At 48.0% G+C, this 21,899-nt stretch carries 18 protein-coding genes; 10 read left to right on the top strand and 8 right to left on the bottom strand.

Translation table 11 applies throughout. The features are described 5' to 3' along the window. The first annotated feature begins 66 nt into the window (after window positions 1-66). The 10 genes from CWE21_RS00565 (at window position 67) to CWE21_RS00515 (ending at window position 10,874) form a co-directional block, all read left to right on the top strand. Window positions 67-1,260 carry a hypothetical protein gene (locus CWE21_RS00565; protein ID WP_126832161.1) on the top strand — a complete coding sequence of 398 codons (1,194 nt, stop codon included), beginning with the start codon at window positions 67-69 and terminating at the stop codon, window positions 1,258-1,260. Between the two features lie 36 nt (window positions 1,261-1,296). After that, window positions 1,297-2,379, top strand: a complete 1,083-nt coding sequence (locus CWE21_RS00560) for a hypothetical protein (RefSeq protein WP_126832159.1) — start codon at window positions 1,297-1,299, stop codon at window positions 2,377-2,379. Window positions 2,380-2,405: 26 nt separating this feature from the next. Beyond that, window positions 2,406-3,062 carry a hypothetical protein gene (locus tag CWE21_RS00555; protein ID WP_126832157.1) on the top strand — a complete coding sequence of 219 codons (657 nt, stop codon included), beginning with the start codon at window positions 2,406-2,408 and terminating at the stop codon, window positions 3,060-3,062. A gap of 8 nt (window positions 3,063-3,070) precedes the next feature. Continuing rightward, window positions 3,071-4,627 (top strand): CsgG/HfaB family protein, encoded by a 1,557-nt coding sequence (locus tag CWE21_RS00550; protein ID WP_126832155.1) that lies wholly within the window; start codon window positions 3,071-3,073, stop codon window positions 4,625-4,627. A gap of 482 nt (window positions 4,628-5,109) precedes the next feature. Beyond that, window positions 5,110-5,796, top strand: coding sequence for a hypothetical protein (locus CWE21_RS00540; RefSeq protein ID WP_198675032.1), 687 nt, complete (start codon window positions 5,110-5,112; stop codon window positions 5,794-5,796). Window positions 5,797-6,240: 444 nt separating this feature from the next. After that, complete coding sequence (locus CWE21_RS00535; protein ID WP_126832149.1) at window positions 6,241-6,738, top strand: hypothetical protein; 498 nt, start codon at window positions 6,241-6,243, stop codon at window positions 6,736-6,738. Window position 6,739: 1 nt separating this feature from the next. Continuing rightward, complete coding sequence (locus CWE21_RS00530; protein ID WP_126832147.1) at window positions 6,740-7,111, top strand: hypothetical protein; 372 nt, start codon at window positions 6,740-6,742, stop codon at window positions 7,109-7,111. A gap of 146 nt (window positions 7,112-7,257) precedes the next feature. After that, window positions 7,258-8,082 carry an alpha/beta hydrolase gene (locus CWE21_RS00525; RefSeq protein ID WP_126832145.1) on the top strand — a complete coding sequence of 275 codons (825 nt, stop codon included), beginning with the start codon at window positions 7,258-7,260 and terminating at the stop codon, window positions 8,080-8,082. Window positions 8,083-8,163: 81 nt separating this feature from the next. Next, the gene (locus tag CWE21_RS00520) at window positions 8,164-9,417 is read left to right on the top strand and encodes a DEAD/DEAH box helicase (RefSeq protein ID WP_126832143.1); all 1,254 of its coding nucleotides are present in this window, start codon (window positions 8,164-8,166) and stop codon (window positions 9,415-9,417) included. A 56-nt stretch (window positions 9,418-9,473) separates the two neighbouring features. Then, the gene (locus CWE21_RS00515; protein ID WP_126832141.1) at window positions 9,474-10,874 is read left to right on the top strand and encodes a GGDEF domain-containing protein; all 1,401 of its coding nucleotides are present in this window, start codon (window positions 9,474-9,476) and stop codon (window positions 10,872-10,874) included. Here the strand turns inward: CWE21_RS00515 and CWE21_RS00510 are convergent. The 8 genes from CWE21_RS00510 to bcsZ form a co-directional block, all read right to left on the bottom strand. Beyond that, a complete protein-coding gene (locus CWE21_RS00510) occupies window positions 10,871-11,950 on the bottom strand; it encodes a sensor histidine kinase (RefSeq protein WP_126832139.1) in 1,080 nt (359 codons plus the stop codon). The genes CWE21_RS00515 and CWE21_RS00510 overlap by 4 nt on opposite strands. Continuing rightward, on the bottom strand, window positions 11,947-13,662 hold the full coding sequence (locus CWE21_RS00505; RefSeq protein WP_126832137.1) for a two-component system response regulator: 1,716 nt from the start codon (window positions 13,660-13,662) through the stop codon (window positions 11,947-11,949). The genes CWE21_RS00510 and CWE21_RS00505 overlap by 4 nt, the downstream gene beginning before the upstream one ends. Further along, window positions 13,659-15,449 (bottom strand): sensor histidine kinase, encoded by a 1,791-nt coding sequence (locus tag CWE21_RS00500; RefSeq protein ID WP_126832135.1) that lies wholly within the window; start codon window positions 15,447-15,449, stop codon window positions 13,659-13,661. The genes CWE21_RS00505 and CWE21_RS00500 overlap by 4 nt, the downstream gene beginning before the upstream one ends. 94 nt (window positions 15,450-15,543) lie before the next feature. After that, the gene (locus CWE21_RS00495; protein ID WP_126832133.1) at window positions 15,544-16,242 is read right to left on the bottom strand and encodes a GOLPH3/VPS74 family protein; all 699 of its coding nucleotides are present in this window, start codon (window positions 16,240-16,242) and stop codon (window positions 15,544-15,546) included. 356 nt (window positions 16,243-16,598) lie between these two features. Next, on the bottom strand, window positions 16,599-17,630 hold the full coding sequence (locus CWE21_RS00490; protein ID WP_126832131.1) for an IS110 family RNA-guided transposase: 1,032 nt from the start codon (window positions 17,628-17,630) through the stop codon (window positions 16,599-16,601). Window positions 17,631-17,732: 102 nt separating this feature from the next. Then, a complete protein-coding gene (locus CWE21_RS00485) occupies window positions 17,733-18,317 on the bottom strand; it encodes a DUF924 family protein (RefSeq protein WP_126832130.1) in 585 nt (194 codons plus the stop codon). Next, a complete protein-coding gene (locus tag CWE21_RS00480; RefSeq protein WP_126832128.1) occupies window positions 18,305-20,713 on the bottom strand; it encodes a cellulose synthase subunit BcsC-related outer membrane protein in 2,409 nt (802 codons plus the stop codon). Before CWE21_RS00480 ends, CWE21_RS00485 begins: the two co-directional genes overlap by 13 nt. Beyond that, window positions 20,700-21,890: a cellulose synthase complex periplasmic endoglucanase BcsZ gene (gene bcsZ, locus CWE21_RS00475; RefSeq protein ID WP_126832126.1), complete on the bottom strand. Its 1,191-nt coding sequence runs from the start codon at window positions 21,888-21,890 to the stop codon at window positions 20,700-20,702. Before bcsZ ends, CWE21_RS00480 begins: the two co-directional genes overlap by 14 nt. Window positions 21,891-21,899: the final 9 nt, after the last annotated feature.

Below are 21,899 nucleotides of genomic sequence, written 5' to 3'. Positions count from 1 at the left end.
GGCTTGTTCATTCTTTAATCTTCGTCTATTCTGAGAAAATCTTTACATAGACTTTACAAAGTAATTATGGAAATAACAAGAAAGGATGCAATTCGAGCTCTGGGGCTCTTCTTGTTTATCGCTTGTACGCCGGTTAGCTACACAGCTGATGCAAAGCCCACCGTAACCTGGTCGGGCGTGGGTTTTTCTGGTGACTGGGGTAGTCGCGCCGAAATCTATCCGCATACCAGCAGTTACTTTTGCACAACACAGCCCTGTGACGCCTCAAATTCAATCGAGATCTGGGCACGTGAGCGACTACTTGACTCCGGCGCCTTAAACGAGAGTAATTTTACTTTGAAGCTAGGTCTTATCGATGAAGATGCGCTGGATAAAGTCGGTCTAGCGTTAGCAATTGCAAATGAATCCGTGGTCATAGAAGAACTCAGCGTCGGTGGTAAGGTTTCTTACTTGACCAATTACAGTATCGCTGGAAGTTCGCTTTTCTTTGACCTAGCAAGCAAAAAACTAATTTACTCGGTGCCTCTCATTACACGTTATACGACGGTTTATGACTCGAAGCCCGATACCCAAGAACAACAAACCGTGTTCCAAAGCATGCTCCAGAACGACAGCTTGGGCATCAATTTCTTTGACGAAATGGCGGAGCGCCTCGCCAAAGTAGAGTTTCAAGCTGAGCCGACGGCATACCTAAAAATTACCGCAGCGAGCTTTAGCGATGACGTCAGGGAAAACTTTTCAGAGCAATTTAACTTTGGTGCCGCGCAGCGATTCCTTGCCACCTACTTCGAAAACGTTTTTGTGAAAGAGACGGGTTATGCGCTCATCCCCAACGCTGTCGGGCACGCAGTAGGAAATAAGATTGCCACACGCTTACCTTCTGGCGATCTAACAATTGAACTCCCCGACCCCGGTTACACCATGACCGTCAACGTAGCCAAACTCTTATTCCAACGCAAACCTGGCAACGGCTCCGATTCATTTTGTTGGGCCGCTAGAGTTCAGTGGCAGCTGCACGAGTTAGTGTTTGGCGAGGAAACTGTTGGTTCTACCGATCTAAAAAACGTCAACTGTGCGGTCGTAGGACACGATTCGATTTTGTCACACGATGCTGAGTACATGAAATTGATCATGGGTATGCTCGAAAAGTATGCCAAACAATTCAAAACGCAAGACGCAAACTGGATAAATAAATACACCGATAATCCAAAGCATACCCGTGCTGCGATAAAGAAACTTAACGAGGTTTTCGCCCAGTAGCGAAGCAAATAATAATCCTAACAACAGGCTATCACTATGAAACGTTACCTAATTCCACTCCTAGTTGTCTTCCTTGCTTTTAGCTCAATAGCATCTGAAGCAAAAGAGGTTCGGGGCGTCGGTTCTGTCAAATACAGTTGGTTTAATGACGAAGTAAAAGCAGAAGCCATCGAAAAAGCGAAAGAAGATGCATGGAAGAATTATGTCGGCAGCTTTACTTCGGCGCAAATGGCGATGTATCAATCACAGCTAAAAAGCCAGTTCGCAGCTGAACTCCCCAATCTGATTTCAAATGTTCGTGTCGAAGCCGAGAAAAACGATAAGAGCCAAGACTTATTCAACGTCGCCATTCGCGCTGAGATCAATGATGCACTCGTTGCAGAAATTTTTCGACGCAACTCTGCTGCAGCAAACCAAGACTATCGTGACGCAGCAGACTTTGGTTCGCTCTTCCTCGCCAAGGTAGTTGTCTCGCAAAAACGCTTTGACGACCGTCGTACAGAGGTTGAACGCACCAAAACCAATTCAACAGTCGAGGAAGACTTTGCCAGCGATGATACTTCAGCGGTCGATAGCGTTTCGACCAGTGACATGACCGTGCGTGAAACAGGCGGTAGCACAGTAAGTCGTCGCGCAGAATCTGAATACGAAGTTAACGAAGACTACAACGACTCGCTCGCTGATGTCGTTTACGAAAAGCTTGAAGATGCGGGTTATTTCCCGCTCGAATATGTTGAGCTAACCGATTGTGGTGCGCCATTTATCGAAGACGTTTACGGCGAGTTTCGCAGTAATGCCGACATGAGCTCGCGCATGGAAAAATCCATCCGTGACGCCGCAGTCGATTGTGGCTGGTCCTATATCGGTATCGGTTCAGTTACCTTAAGTGGTCACCGTAACGACTCCGCCACCGGTTTGCGCGCTGTCGATGCCAATGTCTCTTACTCCGTGTGGAGTATCGAAGATGGCCGTGCGCGCCGAGTCGCCTCCGTACGCAACAAAACTCACACCGCGATGCACCAGAGTGAGCTTGCCGCCGAGCAAGAAGCTGTTATTAAGGCCGCAGAATATGCACTTGATACGGTGGTCGCGAAATTACAACAAAGAAGTGTTCGATAAACACCCCTACTTAAAGGAACTAAACCATGACTACAAAACTCATCAAACTTTTCAGTGTCGCCGCACTTTCATTGTCAGTAGCAGCCTTAGCGTTACCAGCTAACGCGCAAAGCTTTGGTTTTGGCAAAAAAGAGAGCTCGGTTGATTGGGGCGACGTCTCAACTCAATCGGACGCTGCACTAATTAACCTTTATCAAGGCCAGGCAACCCTTTCAAGCGCAGTGGCAGACCTAGCTGACATTCTAGAGTTGCAAGACGAAGCCGCTGGTTTGCGCGCCTCTGCACAAGCAGTCAGCGAATGTGGTGCAAGTTCATGCTCAGAGTTTTCTGAAGTGACCGAACAGGATGCCAAGGTGCAAGAACAGGTGGTTGCGGAGCTGGAAAGACAAGCTGAGTCTCTTTCTGATGATCAAAAAGCGAAAGCCGAAGAAGCTTTGAAGAAATATGTTGTGGGCGGTATTCAATTCGCAACAGGTCTAAAGGACGCACGACGCTTGGGTGAAATTGCTGCTGACGCTCCGATGCTGCAAAAACCTAAATTCTTAGGGCTTATTAAAGCTGTTCCCACCGCTGCAAAAGGTGCTGCCAATATCGCGCAGACCGCCCCGACTCTTTTTAATATTGCAACCGCTGCAGATATTAAAAAGCCAGAAGGTGGTGACGAAATGCTAGGTATGATTTAGGAGGCTTTATGCAACGGAAAACTAATTGGTTTATGAAAACTAAAATCGCCGGCGCCCTAGTAGCTGTAGCGTTGTCCTCTCAAGCCTACGCGCAAAGTCATTGTGATGCGATGGCTGCCGAAGCTGACGCAATTAGCGGTGCAGTGCCAAAGTTCGAAAACGGCCAATTAGTTTCCGTTTCAATGTATGGCGAGAGCACTTTTATCTCAGCAAAACGAAGTCTCATCGCCAGCGCCCGCACTGAAGCCGAAATGCGCGCTAAATCTTCGCTCAGCGCATTTTTTGAAGAACAGATTGCGCGTAATACTCTTGCTGAAAGTCTAATGGAAAGCGCTGAGTTAACCTCAGCAGACGGTTCAACAGAAGCTTATGCTGTTGAACTAAAGCGAACCTCTGACTATATCTCCTCGAACAGCTCAGCTGTTTTACGCGGGGTGGTAAAGCTAGAAGAATGCGTCGATACGGACGAAAAATACATTTTGGTGCGCATGGGCTGGAAACCAAGCTTTGCAGAGCAAGCGCAGCAAGCACAGAACCAAGCAGCAAACCCTACACCGAGCTCAACGACTTCGACGAGTAATACCCAACCATCACAACGTGCTGCTGCATCCGGAGGTCCAGATTCGCCGACAAGCACGAGTTCTGGTAAAGCAGGTGTTCAATACACTGAAGTAGAAACGATTGGTAACGGCGCCACTTATGAAGACGCCGTACGCAGTGCGCTTCGCTCGGCAGTTGCGCAAGTGTTTGGCGAAAGCTTTGCATCGAGCCAGTCGGTTAGCAAACAAGTCGACACCCTAGAGCTCTCCGACTCAGAGAATAATAGTTATGCAGTAGCCGCTGAGGCGAGCAGTACTACTGAATCCAGTTCAAGCACAACCTCGGGCATTATTCGCAAGTACCAAATCCTGCAAGTTGAAGAGCACGCTGATGGCTACACGACCACGCTCAATGTAGTGCTAGCGGAATACAATAGCGGCCTCGATACATCCAAACAAAACATCGTGGTCTTGCCGACCTTAGCAAACGCCGAGAACATCGCAATTGCAGAAAGCATTCAACGAAGACTCGAACAGCAATTAGCTCGCTCGAACAAATTCAATTTGCTCGACCGAGAGTTCATCGATGCTGCCAATAGTGAACTCGGCTTTGTCGCCTCTGGAAATAGTCCAGTAGAAGAGCTCTCGCGACTGGGTAACCAAGTCGGCGCCGATTTGTTGGTCATTACTGAAATCAGTAACTACGCCATTAATACTTCTGAACGACAAGTCGGTAATCGCACTTTAGAGCGGAGCGAACTTAACGCTGAAGTGCGAGTGAAAGTGATTAATCCAGCCACCACGCAGGTCGTAGTCAGTGACATTGTGAGTATTAGTGGCCACCGCGTGCCTAAACCTAGCCTAGCAAATTACGCCGACATCATTACCCGACAACTCAGTGCAAAAGTCATGGAGGCGCCGGTAGTGGAAGATAATGCCGCGGCTAGAAGGAAGGTAGAAGAAGCGAAAAAGCGCGTTGCTGAAAAACAAAAGAAAATGGAGAAAGAATATGAAGACGATTGGTAAAACCCTATTAGCAGTTTCACTGCTTGCAGCTTCTGGAGCAAGTTATGCCGGGGCGTGCGACGCAATGGAAGCTGAGATTAGCGCAATTTCAGGAGCCGTACCGAAGTTTACTGAAAACGGCGAACTACATTCGATTTCAATGTACGCCGATGCGACTTTCATCGCACCGAAACGCAGCTTGATCCGCACCGCACGAGACGAAGCGGAATTACGCGCCAAATCAGAGCTCGCCAAGTTCTTTGAAGACGCAATTGCAAGAGACACCCTCGCTGAGTCGTTGACGGAGCAAGCAGAGAAAACAGACGGCGCCGGTAATACTGAAGCGGTTGCCGTTGAGTTAAAGCGCGCTAGCGACGCTATTAGCAGCAGTACCTCTGCAGTTATTTCAGGCATCGTTAAACTGGATGAATGTGTAGATACAGAGGGTAAGTTCTTGATCGTTCGGATGGGATGGAAGCCCGAATATGCGCGCATGGCGCAGAATGCAAAAGCGACCGCACAAGGTGATGGTTCTGAAAAGACCAAAGCAGAAGAACGTGCCAAACAGAAAGTTAAAGAAGCAAACGGTTATCGTAAGAAGAGCGACCTCGCAGATGACTTTTAAGGCCTTTGTTGTTGGCGTTATGACACTCGGTGCGGGTGCGTTTGCACCCACCTTCGCCGGGTGTTTAAATCAAGTGACCGGCGATATTGGTAACAACTTTACCAGCGCAGTCATGTGCACAAATACCCTTCCCAGCCCTGCGTACCAAATCAGTTACTACGAGGACAGCGACGTCATTTTCTCAATGTTTAGCTTCGACAAAATCAATGCTGGCTACATGTGTATTAGTCATGGAGAAGTCGAAGGCGACAACCTCCAGTGTCGTAAAACCGGATTGAGTTCCGTACCGGATGAGTTCGAGAATCGGGGAAGCTTGGTAACAACTTTCGATCTAAGTTCGGTCAGTAAGCAGCCTGCATTTACTGAGATTTTTACAGACGACTTTGAGTTTGCGACAGCAAAGAGTGCTGCGCAAGCTACACGTGATAAGTGCTTTGTAGGGGTTCGCGACGACGATGTTTATATCGTCTTTGATTCTGCTGAAATTTATCCTCTGAGCAATTGCTTGTTTGCGTTTGAGGAGTTTTTAGCGGACAACCCGAAGGTTTGGCTTCGATTGAACTGAGTCGAAATATTGTTTCTTGTGGTGTTAGATAATTTAATTACTGGCGTGACTTGGGAATTCGAGGAAGGGTCTGCTTTGAGCGAATAGCGGACCTTCCGACTTTCGGTCTACTTCAACTAGTGACTAAGTAAGTGTGGATGATGCCAACGATGCGCGGCACATTAACTTCGACAATATTGCGTGTTTTTTTGTTGTCTTGTGTATTTAGGTCGTTTACTGTCAATGACATAACAAAAAATAAAGGTTAGATATCGTGCGCTCGGTAGAGCGTAACTGCGCATGCTCAAATTGCCTTTATTAACTTGGGACTTCTCAAGTCAGGAAGGTTATCTTGATCAGTAACCTAAGAGCCGAGAGCTATCACTTGAACGAGCTCTGAAGTGCGCACGCACAATATACAAATGTTAGGTGCAACTCAGTGATGATGAAACTTGAGGGAAATGAATGTCACTAAAAGATATAAGTCATCCGATTCTGTATTCGGCAATGACGACATTAGCTTATAACATCAATAAAAAATACTATGAGGATAAGCATTACATGTGGTGCACTCCATATTTTGGCTCTGATTTTGATTCTCCTCATTTTACAGTTCCTCCTAGCTCATCTCCTGTAGAGATATACAACACCTTAAAAAAAGAAGTTGAAGGCGCCGATCATCACAATACGAAAATTGACCTTAATAGAAGAGGAATCCGAAAAGGAGCTTCAATCATGTTGAAGCTGGGGAAAATAACTCAAGATGCTCACGATGAAATTGTTTACATTTCAAAGAATGCCAAAGATCAGCATTTTAGACCTCTTCTATGTGTAATTGCACGACTTGAAGCTGTGCCGTATTACCAAAAGGTAGATGTTAAAGATAGAGCAAACCCTCTATCGCATGAGTATATCTTGTCGGATTTGCCGCAGTCCGCGTTTGACATTATTAGGATTGGTTAATATGAAAAAGCTTGAAGATTTAGTGCAGGGTCATGAAGTAATAGATATAAGGTCGGCTTTTTATTATTTAAGTAGATATTTAAAACAAGCTGATTATTTCACTGAATACGAAAAAGATTTTTTTGAAGATGATTATCAAAGTGCCCCGTCTGATATAGCTAAGGATCTTACTTTCTCGTTGATAAAATTCATAGAAGAAAGCGCTGGGAAGAAAGCAGAAGAATTCGATGATGAAGAATATATTAAATGGATGGACATAATTAATGCCGTCGAATCTAACTTGGATCCTGAGCCTTCTGACGTGGTGAAGCGATCAGCAGATCAAGTAATAGATGAGTTGTTTTTTCCAGAGTTGGGGAAAAATAACGAGTGAAGCACCTAACAAGTCAAATCACACGGACGCAGCAAAGCTGCACCGGTGTTTGAGGCGTTAACGTCCGCTATTGGCACTTAGCGGAGGTTAATTGGTAACAGAGGCTCCGCTCAAAAAACACTACTCCAGACACAGGAAGTCAAAAAATGAAGCCATACCCCCTACTCGCTCTCCTCATCTTCGCGCCGATGACCCAAGCGAACGAGCCAGTCGAAATTCCCCGCAGCACTAAAGTGGTGCTTAAAGACGAAAACAGCGAGCGCAGTTATCCGATCTTCATCAAAACGCCCCGCTCTTATGCCACGAGTCCGGAGAAGCACTACCCTGTCATCTACCTCACCGATGGTATGTACGGTTTTCAGATTGCCTCGGGCGCGACGCGGTTTCCAATGAATAGTGGTGCAATGCAGGAGGCGATTATTGTCAGTTTAGCGTATTCGGTGGGTTCGAAAGGTGCCTCGAGTCGTATCCGCGATTACACGCCGAGCAAGGCCGCGGATTGGAAGCTAGCGACGGGCGAAGCGGCGAATCATGCGCACTTTATTCGTGAGACTGTGTTCAGCTATATGCAGAAAAACTATCGCATCAGCGCAGCGAATCAAACCTTTGTAGGCAATTCATTAGGTGGGCTGTTCGGTGCTTATGTGCTGTTTGAGCATCCTGAGATGTTCGACAACTATGTGCTAGGGAGTCCTTCGGTGTGGTTTAATGACCATGAAGTGTTAGCCCGCGAGATCAAGACTACAGAAGCCCCAATCAAAGTCTACCTGGCTGTGGGTAGTCTAGAGCGACCGCAGTATGGCGAAGGACAAGACATGGTCGCTGGTGCACAGCAGCTTCACGCAAAGTTACAGGAAGAGGCTAGCGAGAACGTCGCGATCAAATTGAACATCATCGATGGTGCCAAACACGCCACTGCGTTCCCTACCACCTTGATTCAAGGGTTAGATTGGATTTACGGGTCAGAGTAAGAAAACACTAAATAAACTGCGCTGCACCCCACTCTGCGCTATAATGTGCGTCCTTATCCTAATTAAGTTGCACATTTATACATGACATTTTCTGAACTCCAGCTTTGCCCCGAAATTCTGAATGCCCTCACCCGCCAAGGTTATACCGAGCCAACTCCGATACAAGCGCAAGCGATTCCGCCGGTGCTCGAAGGTCGTGACGTGATGGCGGCGGCGCAAACAGGGACGGGTAAAACTGCGGGCTTTACGTTGCCGATTTTAGAGAGGCTGAAAGACGGCGAACGCGCGAAAGCAAATACGGCGCGGGTACTTATTTTGACGCCGACGCGCGAGCTGGCGGCGCAAGTTGGTGAAAGCGTCGCGACCTATGGTGCTGGACTCAATCTTAATTACGCGGTGGTCTTCGGTGGGGTCAAGATCAATCCTCAGATGATGAAGCTGCGCAAAGGCGTTGATATTTTGGTCGCCACGCCAGGTCGTTTGCTAGATTTGTATCAGCAGAACGCGGTGAAGTTTCCAAAGCTTGAAGTGTTGGTGCTGGACGAAGCCGACCGCATGCTCGACATGGGCTTTATCCACGATATCAAGAAGATCATCAAGCTGTTACCAGCTAAGCGTCAAACGTTGATGTTTTCGGCGACGTTCTCGAAGGACATTCGTGCATTAGCGAAAACCTTGGTCAATAACCCGGTTGAGGTTTCTGTGGCGCCGCCAAACTCTACGGCAGAGCGAATTGAACAAACCATGTACACGGCGACCAAGAACGAAAAGCCGCGCATGCTGATGCAGCTGTTACGCGATCTGAGCTTGCCGCAAGTGATTGTGTTCTCACGCACCAAACACGGCGCTAATAAACTTGTGCGTCAGCTTAACGCTGATGGTTTTCTTGCCGCCGCCATTCACGGCAACAAGAGCCAAGGCGCACGTACCAAAGCTCTCGCCGAGTTCAAATCAGGTGAAGTGAATGTGCTCGTTGCGACCGACATCGCCGCGCGTGGCCTCGATATCGATAAACTGCCGTATGTAATCAATTACGACCTGCCGCAGGTTGCTGAGGATTATGTACATCGCATCGGCCGCACCGGCCGTGCTGGGCAAACCGGTCATGCCATCTCATTGGTCATGGATGAAGAGTACAAAACGCTTAAAGCGATCGAAAAGCTTATCGGTCAACCTATTGAGCGCAAGCAGTTACAGGGCTTTAGCAATGTTGAGCTGACCGGGAAAACCCCTCCACCACCGCGCGGTGGTCAACAGCGTAAGCCTCGTCGCGATGGCGCAAGTGCCAACGCGAACAAACGTAAGGGCAAGCCGTCAGGCAATCGCCGTAGCTGACATTAAAATTGAGGAACGCTATACTCAGAAAAAATTAACAAAAAGAGTAACTAACCATGACCTCAACGAACACAAAGTCTTGGCCTTTGGTAGTCAACACAAGAGTACTAGCAACCCCGCTTGCGCTATTGTGCATACTGTTTGCTGTGGTCGTTTTATTTGGTTATGCCGCGGGTATGGAGAATCTCTACCGCCCGATAGCTGATGGACCTGCGACGCACCCGCTCACAGCTACAACTATTCTACTTTTAGGGGTCGGTGTTCTTAGTGCAGAACGCGCAAATCGAATAACTCAAACATTATTTATTACTGCGCTTGCCTTTGCCTTTTGCCTGCTAGCTGTGAATATTTTTGACATTATAAATCATACGCAGCAGGCAAATTTGTTGACGCCCTTTTATAAGGTTGTAGACGCGGAAGGAGCGATTGGTAAGAGTAACAAGATGGGTGTAAACACCTCCATTACGCTGCTTTTTGTCGCTTTTTCGTTGGTATTTCAACATATTCACTTTCCGACGATCGCACAATTATTGTCGTTTTTGGGCATTGCCGTACCGACAGTTTCATTCACCGGCTATGCATACGGTCTCGATAATTTCTACGGGCAAATGTCGCTGATAAGCGCGACCTTAGGTTTTGTTCTCGGGGCTGCCACGCTTGCTCGGAACGCCCACAATAACCCGATTCGTTCCATTTTAAGCCCCTACTTCGGCGGCAAACTTGCACGATTTCAGGTTCTCATTGGCTATGCGTTTCCTGCGCTGATTGGCTATTTGATGCTGAAATTCGTCACCTCAATTGATGGACTAGCGGTTGGGCTACTGATCGTGATCATGAGCTGGTTTATTATTTTGATGGTAAGCATTTCAGCGATGTTCCAAACTGCAGCAGAACAAAGAACACAACGCCTCATGCGTCAACTCGAGCAACAGGCGGAAACCGATCCTTTAACTCAGCTACCCAACCGTCGACGCTTTGTTGAGTTCCTCACCCACGAACTCAACCGACTAAACCGACACCAGCGTAATGATCTTTGTCTCTTGATGCTCGATATCGATCATTTCAAAAACGTCAATGACACCGCAGGTCATGACGTAGGTGATCGTGTGCTCGTTTCACTTGGCGCTTTACTTCGCTCCTCTGTACGCAAAGTCGACCTTGTGGCACGAATTGGTGGAGAGGAGTTTGTCGTCGTACTTCCTGATACTAACTTTAATGGCGCGCACCGGGTTGCCACTCACCTTCTTGATTATGTTCAACGAATGGAAGTACCGGGTTGGACTGATACCCATGGTGGTATTACAACGTCGATAGGTATTGCTGTCGCCCACAAGCAATCGAGTATTGAAAGTTTGCTTGCCGAAGCAGACAGTTGCCTCTATCAGGCAAAGAAAAATGGCCGAAATCGCATTGAGCCGCAGGCCGAGCTAGATAGACCTACGGCACCGACAACTTAATCGCTCGGTGCGGCTATTTCTTTCGGCCAGATAAGCTTAAATGTTGCACCGCTCGAGCCCGATTTTAAGTCAATCGAGCCGCCGCATTTTTCGATTATACGCTTCACGATGGCTAACCCAATGCCACTTCCCTCGACTTCATCTTGCGACTTCAAGCGGGTAAACATTTCAAAGATGCGCTCTCGAAATTCAAAAGGCACACCTGGACCATCGTCCGTGACTTCAATAACATAATCGTGGTTTACGTCTTCAATCGACACTTTGAGCTTTCCATGCTTCTTATCATGATGTTTTATCGCGTTAGAAATAAGATTGCGCAAAACAATCTCGAACTCTCGTCGTGGTAAAGTGACCTCAGTGTCTGTTGCCTCTAACTCGAAATTAGATTCAGTATCCAACAGTGTCAGAAGCTCCATCGCCATCACTTTCAAGTTGAAAGTTTGGTAGCGCCCCGAGATCTGGCTCATTGTTGAAAATAGCAAAAGGTCATTTAACAAACGCTGTAAACGCACTGCACGGACTTGGATCATGTCAAAGTAGTCGCGTACCTCGTTCGATAAAGCGTTACGGTGCTCTTCGTTGATCCAATCAATAAGTTGCTTAATATTTGCTAACGGAGCTTTCAAATCATGCGACGCAATATGAATAAAACTCTTCAAGTCTTTATTTGACTCTTCCAGTTTACGTAATGCCTCCTCTTGCTGCGTAATATCGGTTGCGATTCCCAAAATATAGCACTCACCACTTTCAGTGTAGAAGCGACGCTTTTTTGTTAAAAGCTTGCGAATCTTTCCATCAGGAAAAAGTATCGTTTCTATGGTTTCGTTATACCCCGTCTCGAACGCTAGCCTGTCGTGCGCCAAGAATGCATCCCGGTCCTCCTGTGAATACGACTCAACAGTTGTTGATCCAATTACATGCTCACGCATATCGGCTGGATAAATAGCCAAAAAGGCATCGTTCGCTTTAACAATTTCAAAGCGCTCGTTTTTCACGAAAGCTAGGCCGGGAATGGTATTAAAAAGAAGCTCAAGGAAATGAGCGCTGGTTAAATCTTCGCTCTTCGCAAGAGTCATACTTTATCCTGCCCGAGCAGCCACTGCTGTTTTAGTTCGCTAGCTGCAAGCGGTTTGCTAAAGTAAAAACCCTGAAGTCGATCCACCTCTAAATCAACGCACATTTTATGTTGATAGGCTGTTTCTATTCCTTCCGCGACCGTCTTATAATTCAATGATTTCGCAAAAGCACAAACCGCTTTAAGCATACTGTCATCCTGGCCACTTTCAGCGGACTGGACGAACATTTTATCAATTTTCAAAATAGTAAATGGGTAATCTTTCAAGTGCGATAGCGACGAGTAGCCGGTGCCAAAATCATCAAGAGCCAGCTCAACACCTATGTTAGCCAACTCATTGAGTGTATCCACTGCCTCCAAGCTAGTAACTAAATTACTCTCAGTTAGTTCTAACTCAAAACGATTTGCCGGAATGCAGTAATGTTCGATGCACGTACGGCAATAGTCAATTAACCCTTTATCCTTGAGCTGCTTCGCAGATAGATTGACCGCTACAGAAAAAGAAATGTCAGTTAGCGCAAACTCATCAAGCCAAACACGAAATTGTGCGCATGCTGACTTAATCACCCACCGTCCCAGCTCGTTAATGAAGTTCGACTCTTCTGCAATAGAAATAAACTCATCTGGCGGTATCATGCCCAGCTCGGGATGTTGCCAACGGATCAACGCTTCAATTCCAATAAGTTTCTTGCCGTCGCGATCGACTTGTGGCTGGTAGTGTAAGACAAATTGTTGCTTTTCGAGCGCGTTTACAAGATCGGACTCTAACCGCGCACGTTTCTCTATTTGTTCATGAAAATCGCGCGAGTAATATTGTGCTTGTCCTCGTCCAGCTCCCTTTGCTCTGTACATTGCGACATCAGCGCTTTTCATCAGCTCGACGGCATTGCTGCCACATTCTGGATAAGTAGCAACGCCTATGCTGGCAGACACCCGAACTTTGTCTCCCTCAAGCAGAAAAGGTTGCTCAAACTCCTCTAAAAGACGATTTACCAGCATACGGGCATCATTGGCATGTTCGAGCGATTCGACCATGATGGCAAATTCATCACCACCTAAACGAGAGATCTTATCGTCACCACGCAGCGGCGTCCGCAATCGTTGTGCAACTTGTTTCAACAGCGAGTCACCTGCTTGGTGCCCAAGCGTATCATTGATGTTCTTAAAGCGGTCCAAATCAATCATTAACAGTAAAATATTTGTTCCCTCTCGATTTGCGCGAGGAATGGCATATTTTAAGGCTTCGTCGAAATAGTAACGATTCGTTAGTCCAGTCAAAGAATCCTGTTCCGCGAGTCTTTTTAGTTGGTCGTGACTTGCCTGGATTTGCCTCTCAAGCTCATAACGTTCCGTCGCAAGTAACACCGAACGTTTAAGTCGAGCAGCAGTAACTTCTCCTTTCATAAGAAAGTCCTGTGCGCCTGCTTCAATACAGCGCACAGCTAGCTCCTCATCGTTACTATGACTAATCATCACCATAGCTGCACTAGAATCGTTGGTTCCGCGCAACTCTCTTAGGACTTCGATTCCATTCGTAGGAGGCAACTGATAGTCCAATAAAATCAGATCATAATCACCATTTTTGGCGTGTTCTAACCCTTCATTCGCGGTAGTTGCCTCAGTAACTTTTTTTACTCTAAGCTCGGAATCCTTGAGAACCTTTTTTGTTGCCAAACGGTCAACGGTATCATCATCGATAATCAAAACGTTCATAATGCTCCCTCACCACTATACACTTCCGACTTTTCGCTTATGGGCCAAACAATAACGAACGTCAATCCGCCAGACAAATTCGTTTCTAAGCGATAACTACCACCCATTTTCTCTATTATCTTTTTAACGATCGCAAGGCCCAATCCACTTCCCTCAACTTCATCGCGCGGTTTTAGCGTATGAAAAAGCTCGAACACACGACCTTGGTATTTCACAGGAATGCCTGGGCCATCATCCGCGATCTGAATTTCAAGCGCACCATTAAGCCATCGACTTGTAACGGTTATCACGCCACTGTCACGATGATGGTGCTTTACCGCATTATTCATAACGTTACCAAGTACTCGTCCCAGAGCTTCCTTGTCTGTCGTGACTTCTTGGACATTCTCTTGCAACTGTAGCTCAAAACCTTGCGGGTGTGCATTTAGACTAAATAATTCACTAACAAAATCAGGAAAGTCGATAGACTCGAAAGGTTGACCCTTTTTATCAACTCGTGAGTATTGCAAGAGCGCGTTTAAGAGGCGTTCTAATCGTAAAATTCGACTTTTTAGAAGCTTCAAGTATTTTTCAGCGTCCTCTGAAAGTGTTCCTTGCGTCTCATCTTCAATCCATTCGCTTAATTGTGCGATGCCGCGTAGTGGTGCTTTCAAGTCGTGCGACGCCACGAAGGCAAACCGATCTAACTCCTTATTTGCCTCGATTAGTTCTTCATTTTGTTTAATTAATTCTGCTTTCGCTAGTTCCAGTTCGGTTCGTCTTTCGTTAAGTCTTCGTGTTGCTTTCTGCGCTAGTTGGGTAGCGCGCTGCTTTGTTTGCGAAAGTGTTAAAAATAAAGTGATCAGTAAGATATCTATCACAATACCAGTGACGAGAATAACTGTAGGCTCAACAGTTTCAACTTGCTCAGCAAATGCCCGTGAAGTCTCTAATTCGAACGTCCAAATACGTCCGTACATTCCCACCTCGCGAGTCTCTGCAAACATCGGCTGATACTCATCCGTATCTCGCCCAACATCTTCAAATAGCAAGGTGTTTTGGTCTCGGATGGTAAAGTTGATGAGATCATTAACATTGCTCAGTGCTCCACCCATCAATTTGTTTACAATAAAAGGAGCATAAACTAAGCCCGCTAGATTGCTCGACTCGTCACCGTAAGTTGAAGGTATTTCGTCGGTATACCACGGCACGTAAAAAAGAAAACCAGGTGTTTGTTGGTCGTCTTGAACTAAATTTATTGGGCCGGTTATTTGGGCACTTCGTTCGTCTCTCGCTTTGGTGGCTGCGTTATATCGATTCTGTTCGTGAGCCATATCTAAACCCACAGCTTTAAAGTTGGTCTGTATAGGTTCGATATACGAGATTGGCCAAAATTCGTTCTTATCGTGAGCTGGAAAGATTACAAAGTTAGGCATTGAACTACGCTGCCAAGCAAGAAATGCAGCTTTCTTACTGGAGGGGACAAAATGAATCACGCCGATACCATTGATACCGGGAAACCGTTCTTCAACATTTAACGTCGCCGCAAACTCTTTCCACTCAGCCCGACTCATTTCAGGCGGCATAACCTTGAGCATCGCCACGCCGGCACGCAAAGCCTCTTCATACTTGGCCATACGTTCTACAAGAAGATCTATTACTTGACCCGACTGAAACTTGAACAACGCTTCAGACTTCTCGTACGCCTGCGTGCGAGTGATATGCCACGCTGACAGTGTCAATGCGAGTGACAAAACGACGACAACCCAGTGGTACCACTCTAAACTGCGAAAAAGCTTACTTTTCATTGTGATTTTTTACACACATTTAAATAACATAGGGTTAATATAACAGCGTATCTGATTAAGGCAAATTTGCTTCAGCTAAAGGTTCATCATAGAATCAGCAGCTGGGTGTGCTAGCTGACGACGCGGTTGTGGCGGCGGTGATAGCAGGCATCATCACGGCAATCATCACCGCGACTTCAACCGCGGCAACTACTTCTTTCGCTATAGCACCTAACTCTTCGCCTTTGGCGATGTTTTCGATGCGCTTCTTGCTCGAATTCAATTCCTCTTTGCTAAACACCTGCTCAAGCAACCGTGCGCTCTGCGCAAGCGACACCATAAGCGCTATGCGCGGATCGATTTCCAACGGACGATCCAGCACTAAACGGCGCATTTCATGACGCAAATGTTGTTCTGGCTGTGGATTGACTTCGGGATAGACTTTTTGCGTAAACAGCCAAAGAACTTTTTTCTTCTCAATTTCGATAATACCGTCTTTAACAAGCTGTTCAGCGACCTTATGCTTTAAATCTTTGATATGACCGATACTTGAGACCCAGTCCTTGAGCTTACGTCGACGCTTAGCTTTGCTAATTTTTTCTAATGCTTCATCGAGCACCTTGTCGCCTGTTGGCGAGTCATCAACCACGTCGACCTTATCTTTATCGTCCCGATCCACCTGAATCCGCTTTAACAGCAGTAACTCTGCTAGCACTGCCGCCGCCACGCTATACTCAATGTAAGCGCCACTCATGGTGCCTTTCTCTTCGTTGAGCGCAAGTAACATCAGTCCTTCGTACAACTTAATATCCATTCGTTTCTCCCAACCAGTATCTTTCAAATTCTTGCCATTTTTATTGGCGCTAGGCTTGCCCCGCAGTAAAACTGCGTATATGGTCTCCTCCAACTTTGCAAGTTAAAACCGGTCGTAAGCGAAGTTGCGTTCGTATATTCGGCCTCGAGTCACAATGTATTCACTTCTAGCTCATTGTGGGGCCTTGATGTAATCCGCGCATGGTGTGGCCTATCGGGCTAACGTCATTCAATGACTGCAGTTCATCGGTCTCACGCCATGCAGGATGACTCGTTTACCATCAGTTTTAATTCACAATCGTTGTTGTAGCTCTTACGTCGTTCTTTCGGGTGACTCTATTAAAAAGATGCGCTAGCTTACGCAGCCATCGCGCGATACTCTTGCTCTTTGGTTTGCATCGCCCAAACGATGCGCAATAGTTTGTTCGCAACCGCCACAGCGGCAACATTGTTGCCACGACGCTCTGCCACGCTGACCGCCCAGCGGCTGAACTTATCATCTTTATTCTTGGCCACTCGTATCACCGAGCGAGCACCGTGAATCAGTAAGCTTCTTAACTGACTATTGCCGCGTTTACTTATACCGCCAAGCATCGTTTTGCCGCCACTACTAAACTGCCGAGGCACCACACCTAAGTACTCTGAAGCGCTTCTAGCGTGCGCAAACTGTTTCATATCGCCAAGCTGCGCGATGAGCGTCATCGCTGTTATCGGGCCAATGCCCGGTGCTGTTTGCAAGCGTTGTGCTTGCGCACTGCTGCGTGCTAACTCTTTTATCTTGTTCTCGTACAATTCAATCTGCGCATCAATGCCCACGATATAATCGTACGACAGCTGCACCAATGAACGCCCTAGCGTTTCTAGGCCGTTGTCCGCATCTTCCAAAATCTCCGGCAACTTACGGCGTAGCGTATTAATGCCTTGGCCGATGAAAATGCCGTACTCGCTCAGCTGTCCACGAATGCGGTTCACTTGTCGCGTACGCTCTCTGACGAGGCCATCGCGTTGCTTTATCAGCATCATTGCGTCTTGCTCAGCCACTGTTTTTAATCGTACTGTTGGCATGCCAGGCCGGCTCGCTGCTTCACAAATCGCTCGTGCGTCATTGGCGTCGTTCTTGTTCGTCCGCACATACGGCTTTACGTACGCCGGTGGGATCGCCATCGTGCGATACCCCAACTTCTCTAACTCACGGCGCCAGTGATGACTGCTACCACAGGCTTCCATCGCGACCAGACAATCGTCACTGCGCTCTAACTTGGCAAACCATTGCAGCAAATCTTTACGCTTGAGCTGCTTGTTGGTAACTTTTTCATCCTGTGCATCAACCGCATGCACCTGAAAAACATCTTTTGCCAAATCCAGTCCGATTCTGGTTACAATACTCACCTGTGTCTCCTCCAGCATGTAAATGATCACGTATCATTTTGGCACATTGCGATGCCGTATTGTTGGAGGAGACCATTACATCGGGCTACAGTAATTTCTTAGTTAGAAGCTGGAGCCGGGTTGGCTTAAAAACTCTAGCTCCGCGGGTGTAGAAGCGCGCCCGAGAGCTTTGTTACGATGCGGATAGCGGCCAAAACGTTCGAGAATTTCACGGTGTTTGATTTCGAATTCGTAGTTGGTTTCGAGTCCCGGTTGGTTAAATAGGCGCATGGCTTCATCGTGCACCAGCAGGGACTCGCTATGCATGTACGGCATATACAAAAACGCGCGCTGCGAAGCATTCATCGATTTATCAACGCCCCCTGCCACCGCTTCTTGCGCGAGCCCCAGCGCTAATGGGTCTTGCGCGAATGCACGAGCGTCATCGCGATAGATATTGCGTGAAAATTGATCGAGTACCAAGATTTCAGCAAGTCGACCAAGTCCATCGGTGCCCGGCCCCGCCGCATCTGGGCGGCGCCACTCCCAGCACTCGCCCGCAGCACATGCCTTCAACACCTTATTGAAACGCTTGTTGATTGCTTGGTCCAATGCCTCGCTCTTTTTGAACCAGTCCTGCGGTAAAAGCTCTTGAAACCAAAATTCTAAGACCGCTTTTGGGCTTTCGCTTTCTTTTATTCCCACCATGGCTCGCTCACGTAACGTTGTGGTGGAAAAGGCGGTCGATTAGGGGCGCGGCGTGAACCACCGAAATCGTACCGCAAGTACAGGGTAAAGTTGTTCGGATCATAGAATTCGGAACGCTCCAGCAATGCACTCGCACCAATATACCAATGATTACTCACTTGATACTCCAGTGTTGCGCTCAAGCTGCGGCCAAAGCCTCCTCCTTCGCCCCCCTCAAACACAGGCGTGATACCAGTTTGCTCCGTCAAAGCCAGCGCTTGTTGCTGGAGTTCAGGATGCTCTGGGAAGAAGTCGGCAGCATGGAGGCGCGATTCGGATTGTCCAAACGATGCGCGCACGTGATAGGCAAAACGCCCGAGGCGCCCATACACACTCAACGGTATGCTCAGTGAAAAGTAGTTTTTAGGGCTGTAATAACCGCCTTGTCCATAGGTGGTCTGACTTTGATCGTTATCAAAGCCCCATGCCAGTGCTGTCAGGCCACTGTCAAAAGCCAAGGCCTCGGTGTCATAAAACGTTTTATAGACTCCCGTGTAGGCATACCAGCGCTGGTTTGATTTTACATTGGTTCCTGTGTAGCGACTTACACCGAAATTTGACCACCAACCCCAGCCTGTACCCTGGTCCCAGTTCAAACTGCCGCCCAGTGTCGTTTCGACAACGGGTCCCCATTCACGAGCAGAGTATGGGTCCTGTGCTCCAGCAAAGTTAACCAATGCCGAAGTTAAGATTCTGCGTTCAATTTCGGCCCCCCATCCAAACTCTCCTAAATCACCGTCGTAGCCGAGCGAGCCAACCCATTTTGACTCAGCAAACCCGATCGGTGACCTACCAAGGTCGGCGTGCCAATTTTGCCACTCGATACCGACACCTACTGCCACGCCGCTATCTTGCGCTTCAGGCCACAGGCCTGTTGGGCAGCTATCGTCGCATAACAAGCCGGTGCCAAACCGCGAACGCCAGTAACTATCGTTTAAATCGGCGGCACCGGCGTTAAGTTTGGTTGGTTCGATCTGGACAAACCAACGATCCTCTTGTTCGCTACCGAAGGTTGAACTGTAACGTAGCATCCATGTCTTCGCTTCTAATGAGCTAATGCCCGGCGTGCTATCGCGGTCAGCAAGGTTGTAGCCAACCCATAAAAACCGTTCGGCCTTGTTACGCTCAGCTTGCGACAGCTCGTTGCTATTTGCCTCCGTCGCTACGCCAGCTGTCGCTATCCTAGCCTCAACCTGAGCCTCTGCCTGGGCTTGCGCTTCGGCTTGTGCTGCTCTTGTGGTTAAGCGCTCGAATAAGGCCACAACCCCATCACCTTCCTCCTCGGCGAGTACTTGGCGAGCGAGTCGCAAGGCTTCTGGCTCGCGGTCGAGCTTTTCTAGGATCAGCGCGTAGGCAAAGCGGGCGTCGGTGGAGTTGTTTTCGTCGATTAACTGCTGCATTTCGCTTTCGGCTTTAGCGTTCTCTCCAGCCTCTACAGCAGCTACCGCCCGATCAAATGCTGCCCAAGGATCGGGAAGCTCCGGAACTTCAGGCTCCACCGGAGCTTGTGGTTGTGCATTGACAACACGCTGTTGCGTGGGCTGAACTTCATTCTGTCGCGCAATTAATTGTTTTCGATAACGAGCAATTTCGGCATGCCGCGGATAATAACCAGCGAGTGTGTTTACCTCTCTTAATGTCGCAGCGTTAGGTGTTAAGCTAGGAAACGCTCGCAGCCAAAGGGTTAAGGCTTGTTCACCATAGACTGGGTTGAGACTCAGCTCGGTCAGTCGCGCTAAAGCTTCTGGCTCAACCGCATCAATCGCCACTTGATGCCCGATAATTGCTAGCTCCAACTCTGGCGCCTCAGGGTACCACGCCTGTAATTGACGTAGGCCGCCGATCGCTTGCACGCGACTCTGCGCACTGCCAATAACATCCCAATAAAGAATTGCAGTATTAAGCGTTATCGGCGGTGTGGCATACACTGAGTTAAGCAATTGCTCTGCCTCATCATAGCGCCCAGCAAAATAGTACAGTTCAGCCTGCGAAAGGGTTTGTTGTTGTGCCGTCGATAGCTGCATTCGTTCAGCGACTCGACGCGTCGCAATATGCTGCGGCGCCTGTCGTTGTAGCCGCCGCCACAAGCGTTGCACATCGCCGATGCGTTCCTCAGCAAGTGCTGCATAAATCGCCAATTCAAGTAATTGAGGATGCTCTGGAGCTACGCGCATCAATTGTGCCATAACCTCTTCGAGCTCAACGTCCTGTTTACGATGACTCCACAGCTGCAAGCGCTCCTCGACTAAACTACGAGAGCGTTCATACAGGCGTTGGTCGACCTGGTCAATTTGACTGGCAGGTTGCGTGTTCTGCCAGACTAAAAAGGCAAGCGTAAGTGATTTAGTTAGAAACATAGGCACACTCCGGATTATTCCAATCCGTTTTTAACTCGCCGCTAGCGTTGAAGTTTAAGCAACCTTGATCGGCCCCAATACCGTACAAGAGCAACATAGTGTCGTAGTAATTGTCTGCATAGCTTGCTGGGTTCATTGCCGCGACCCTTTGCCGTTCGACTGCAGCAAGCTCTGGAGCGACCTGCTCAAGAAGCGGTAAAACCGCCGCCGAAAAACCTATAGGCCCGTGTTCAGCATAAGCACCGGTTAACCAATTCGTATGTTGCGCCATACTCCCCAAGTTTTCCACTGCAGTTGGTACACCAACAAAACGTGCCAGTTGTGCTTTTGCATTTGCGTCATGCTGTGCGGCTAAAGCCCACCAAAAATAGACGCGTATGGCATCGTAGTCGGCTTCAGCTTGTTGTTGCTCGGCCAACTCACCGGTGTGTTTAAGAACGATCCAGTCACTGGCAAAACCCTGCTGATGGTAGTTCAACAAGGTCGTTGCGCTTTCGTAGACTTGTTGCCACTCCGCAGCACCAAGCGCATTAGCGAAATACTTTAGCAATGGCAATGCATAATAACTCAGGTTCAATTTAACCGTTTGCTCGGAACGATCAACAAAGCCAAAATAGCCTGGCAGCAGCCAGTGATGAGAGCCTATAAGCTCAACCTCTCGGGCCAAAATTAACCATGCCAAACGTTCACCTAACGCACGGTAGCGTGGAGCCTGCCACAACTCACCGGCTTGCAGTAGCGCGTAGGCGAGGATCACATCAGCATCGCTTGCCGAGTTATCATCGAGTATCTGCCACTGACCGTCACTTGTGCGTCCCCAGAGCCACGCCGGAAGGTGAGTGGTCAAGTCGCCTTGGGCTAAATTATTCTCGGTCCACTCAAGTAATTTAGCAAACAGTGCTTCATCGTTAGCTACTAACGCAAATAACATTGCGTAACTTTGTCCCTCTGACGTGCTAATCAGGCGCTCATCACTGTGATCGATAACTCGCCCCTGTTCATCAACGAATCGCTTCACCATGCGCTGGTAATGATGTTGAAAAACTAGAGCTTCAGCTTTGGCCATAAGTCTCGGATCTGACGGTGTCGACTGCGCCGTGTTCTCTGGTTCGGCTTGGCCACAACCGCACAAGAGCCCCAGCAAAACTAACGCAATGACATGTCGCAGAGCACTCATCAATTTCAC

Source organism: Pseudidiomarina aquimaris (genome assembly GCF_003987395.1).
Lineage (GTDB): Bacteria > Pseudomonadota > Gammaproteobacteria > Enterobacterales > Alteromonadaceae > Pseudidiomarina > Pseudidiomarina aquimaris.
Note: the sequence above shows the minus strand (reverse complement) of the source record. Positions and strands in the feature narration are given on the sequence as shown.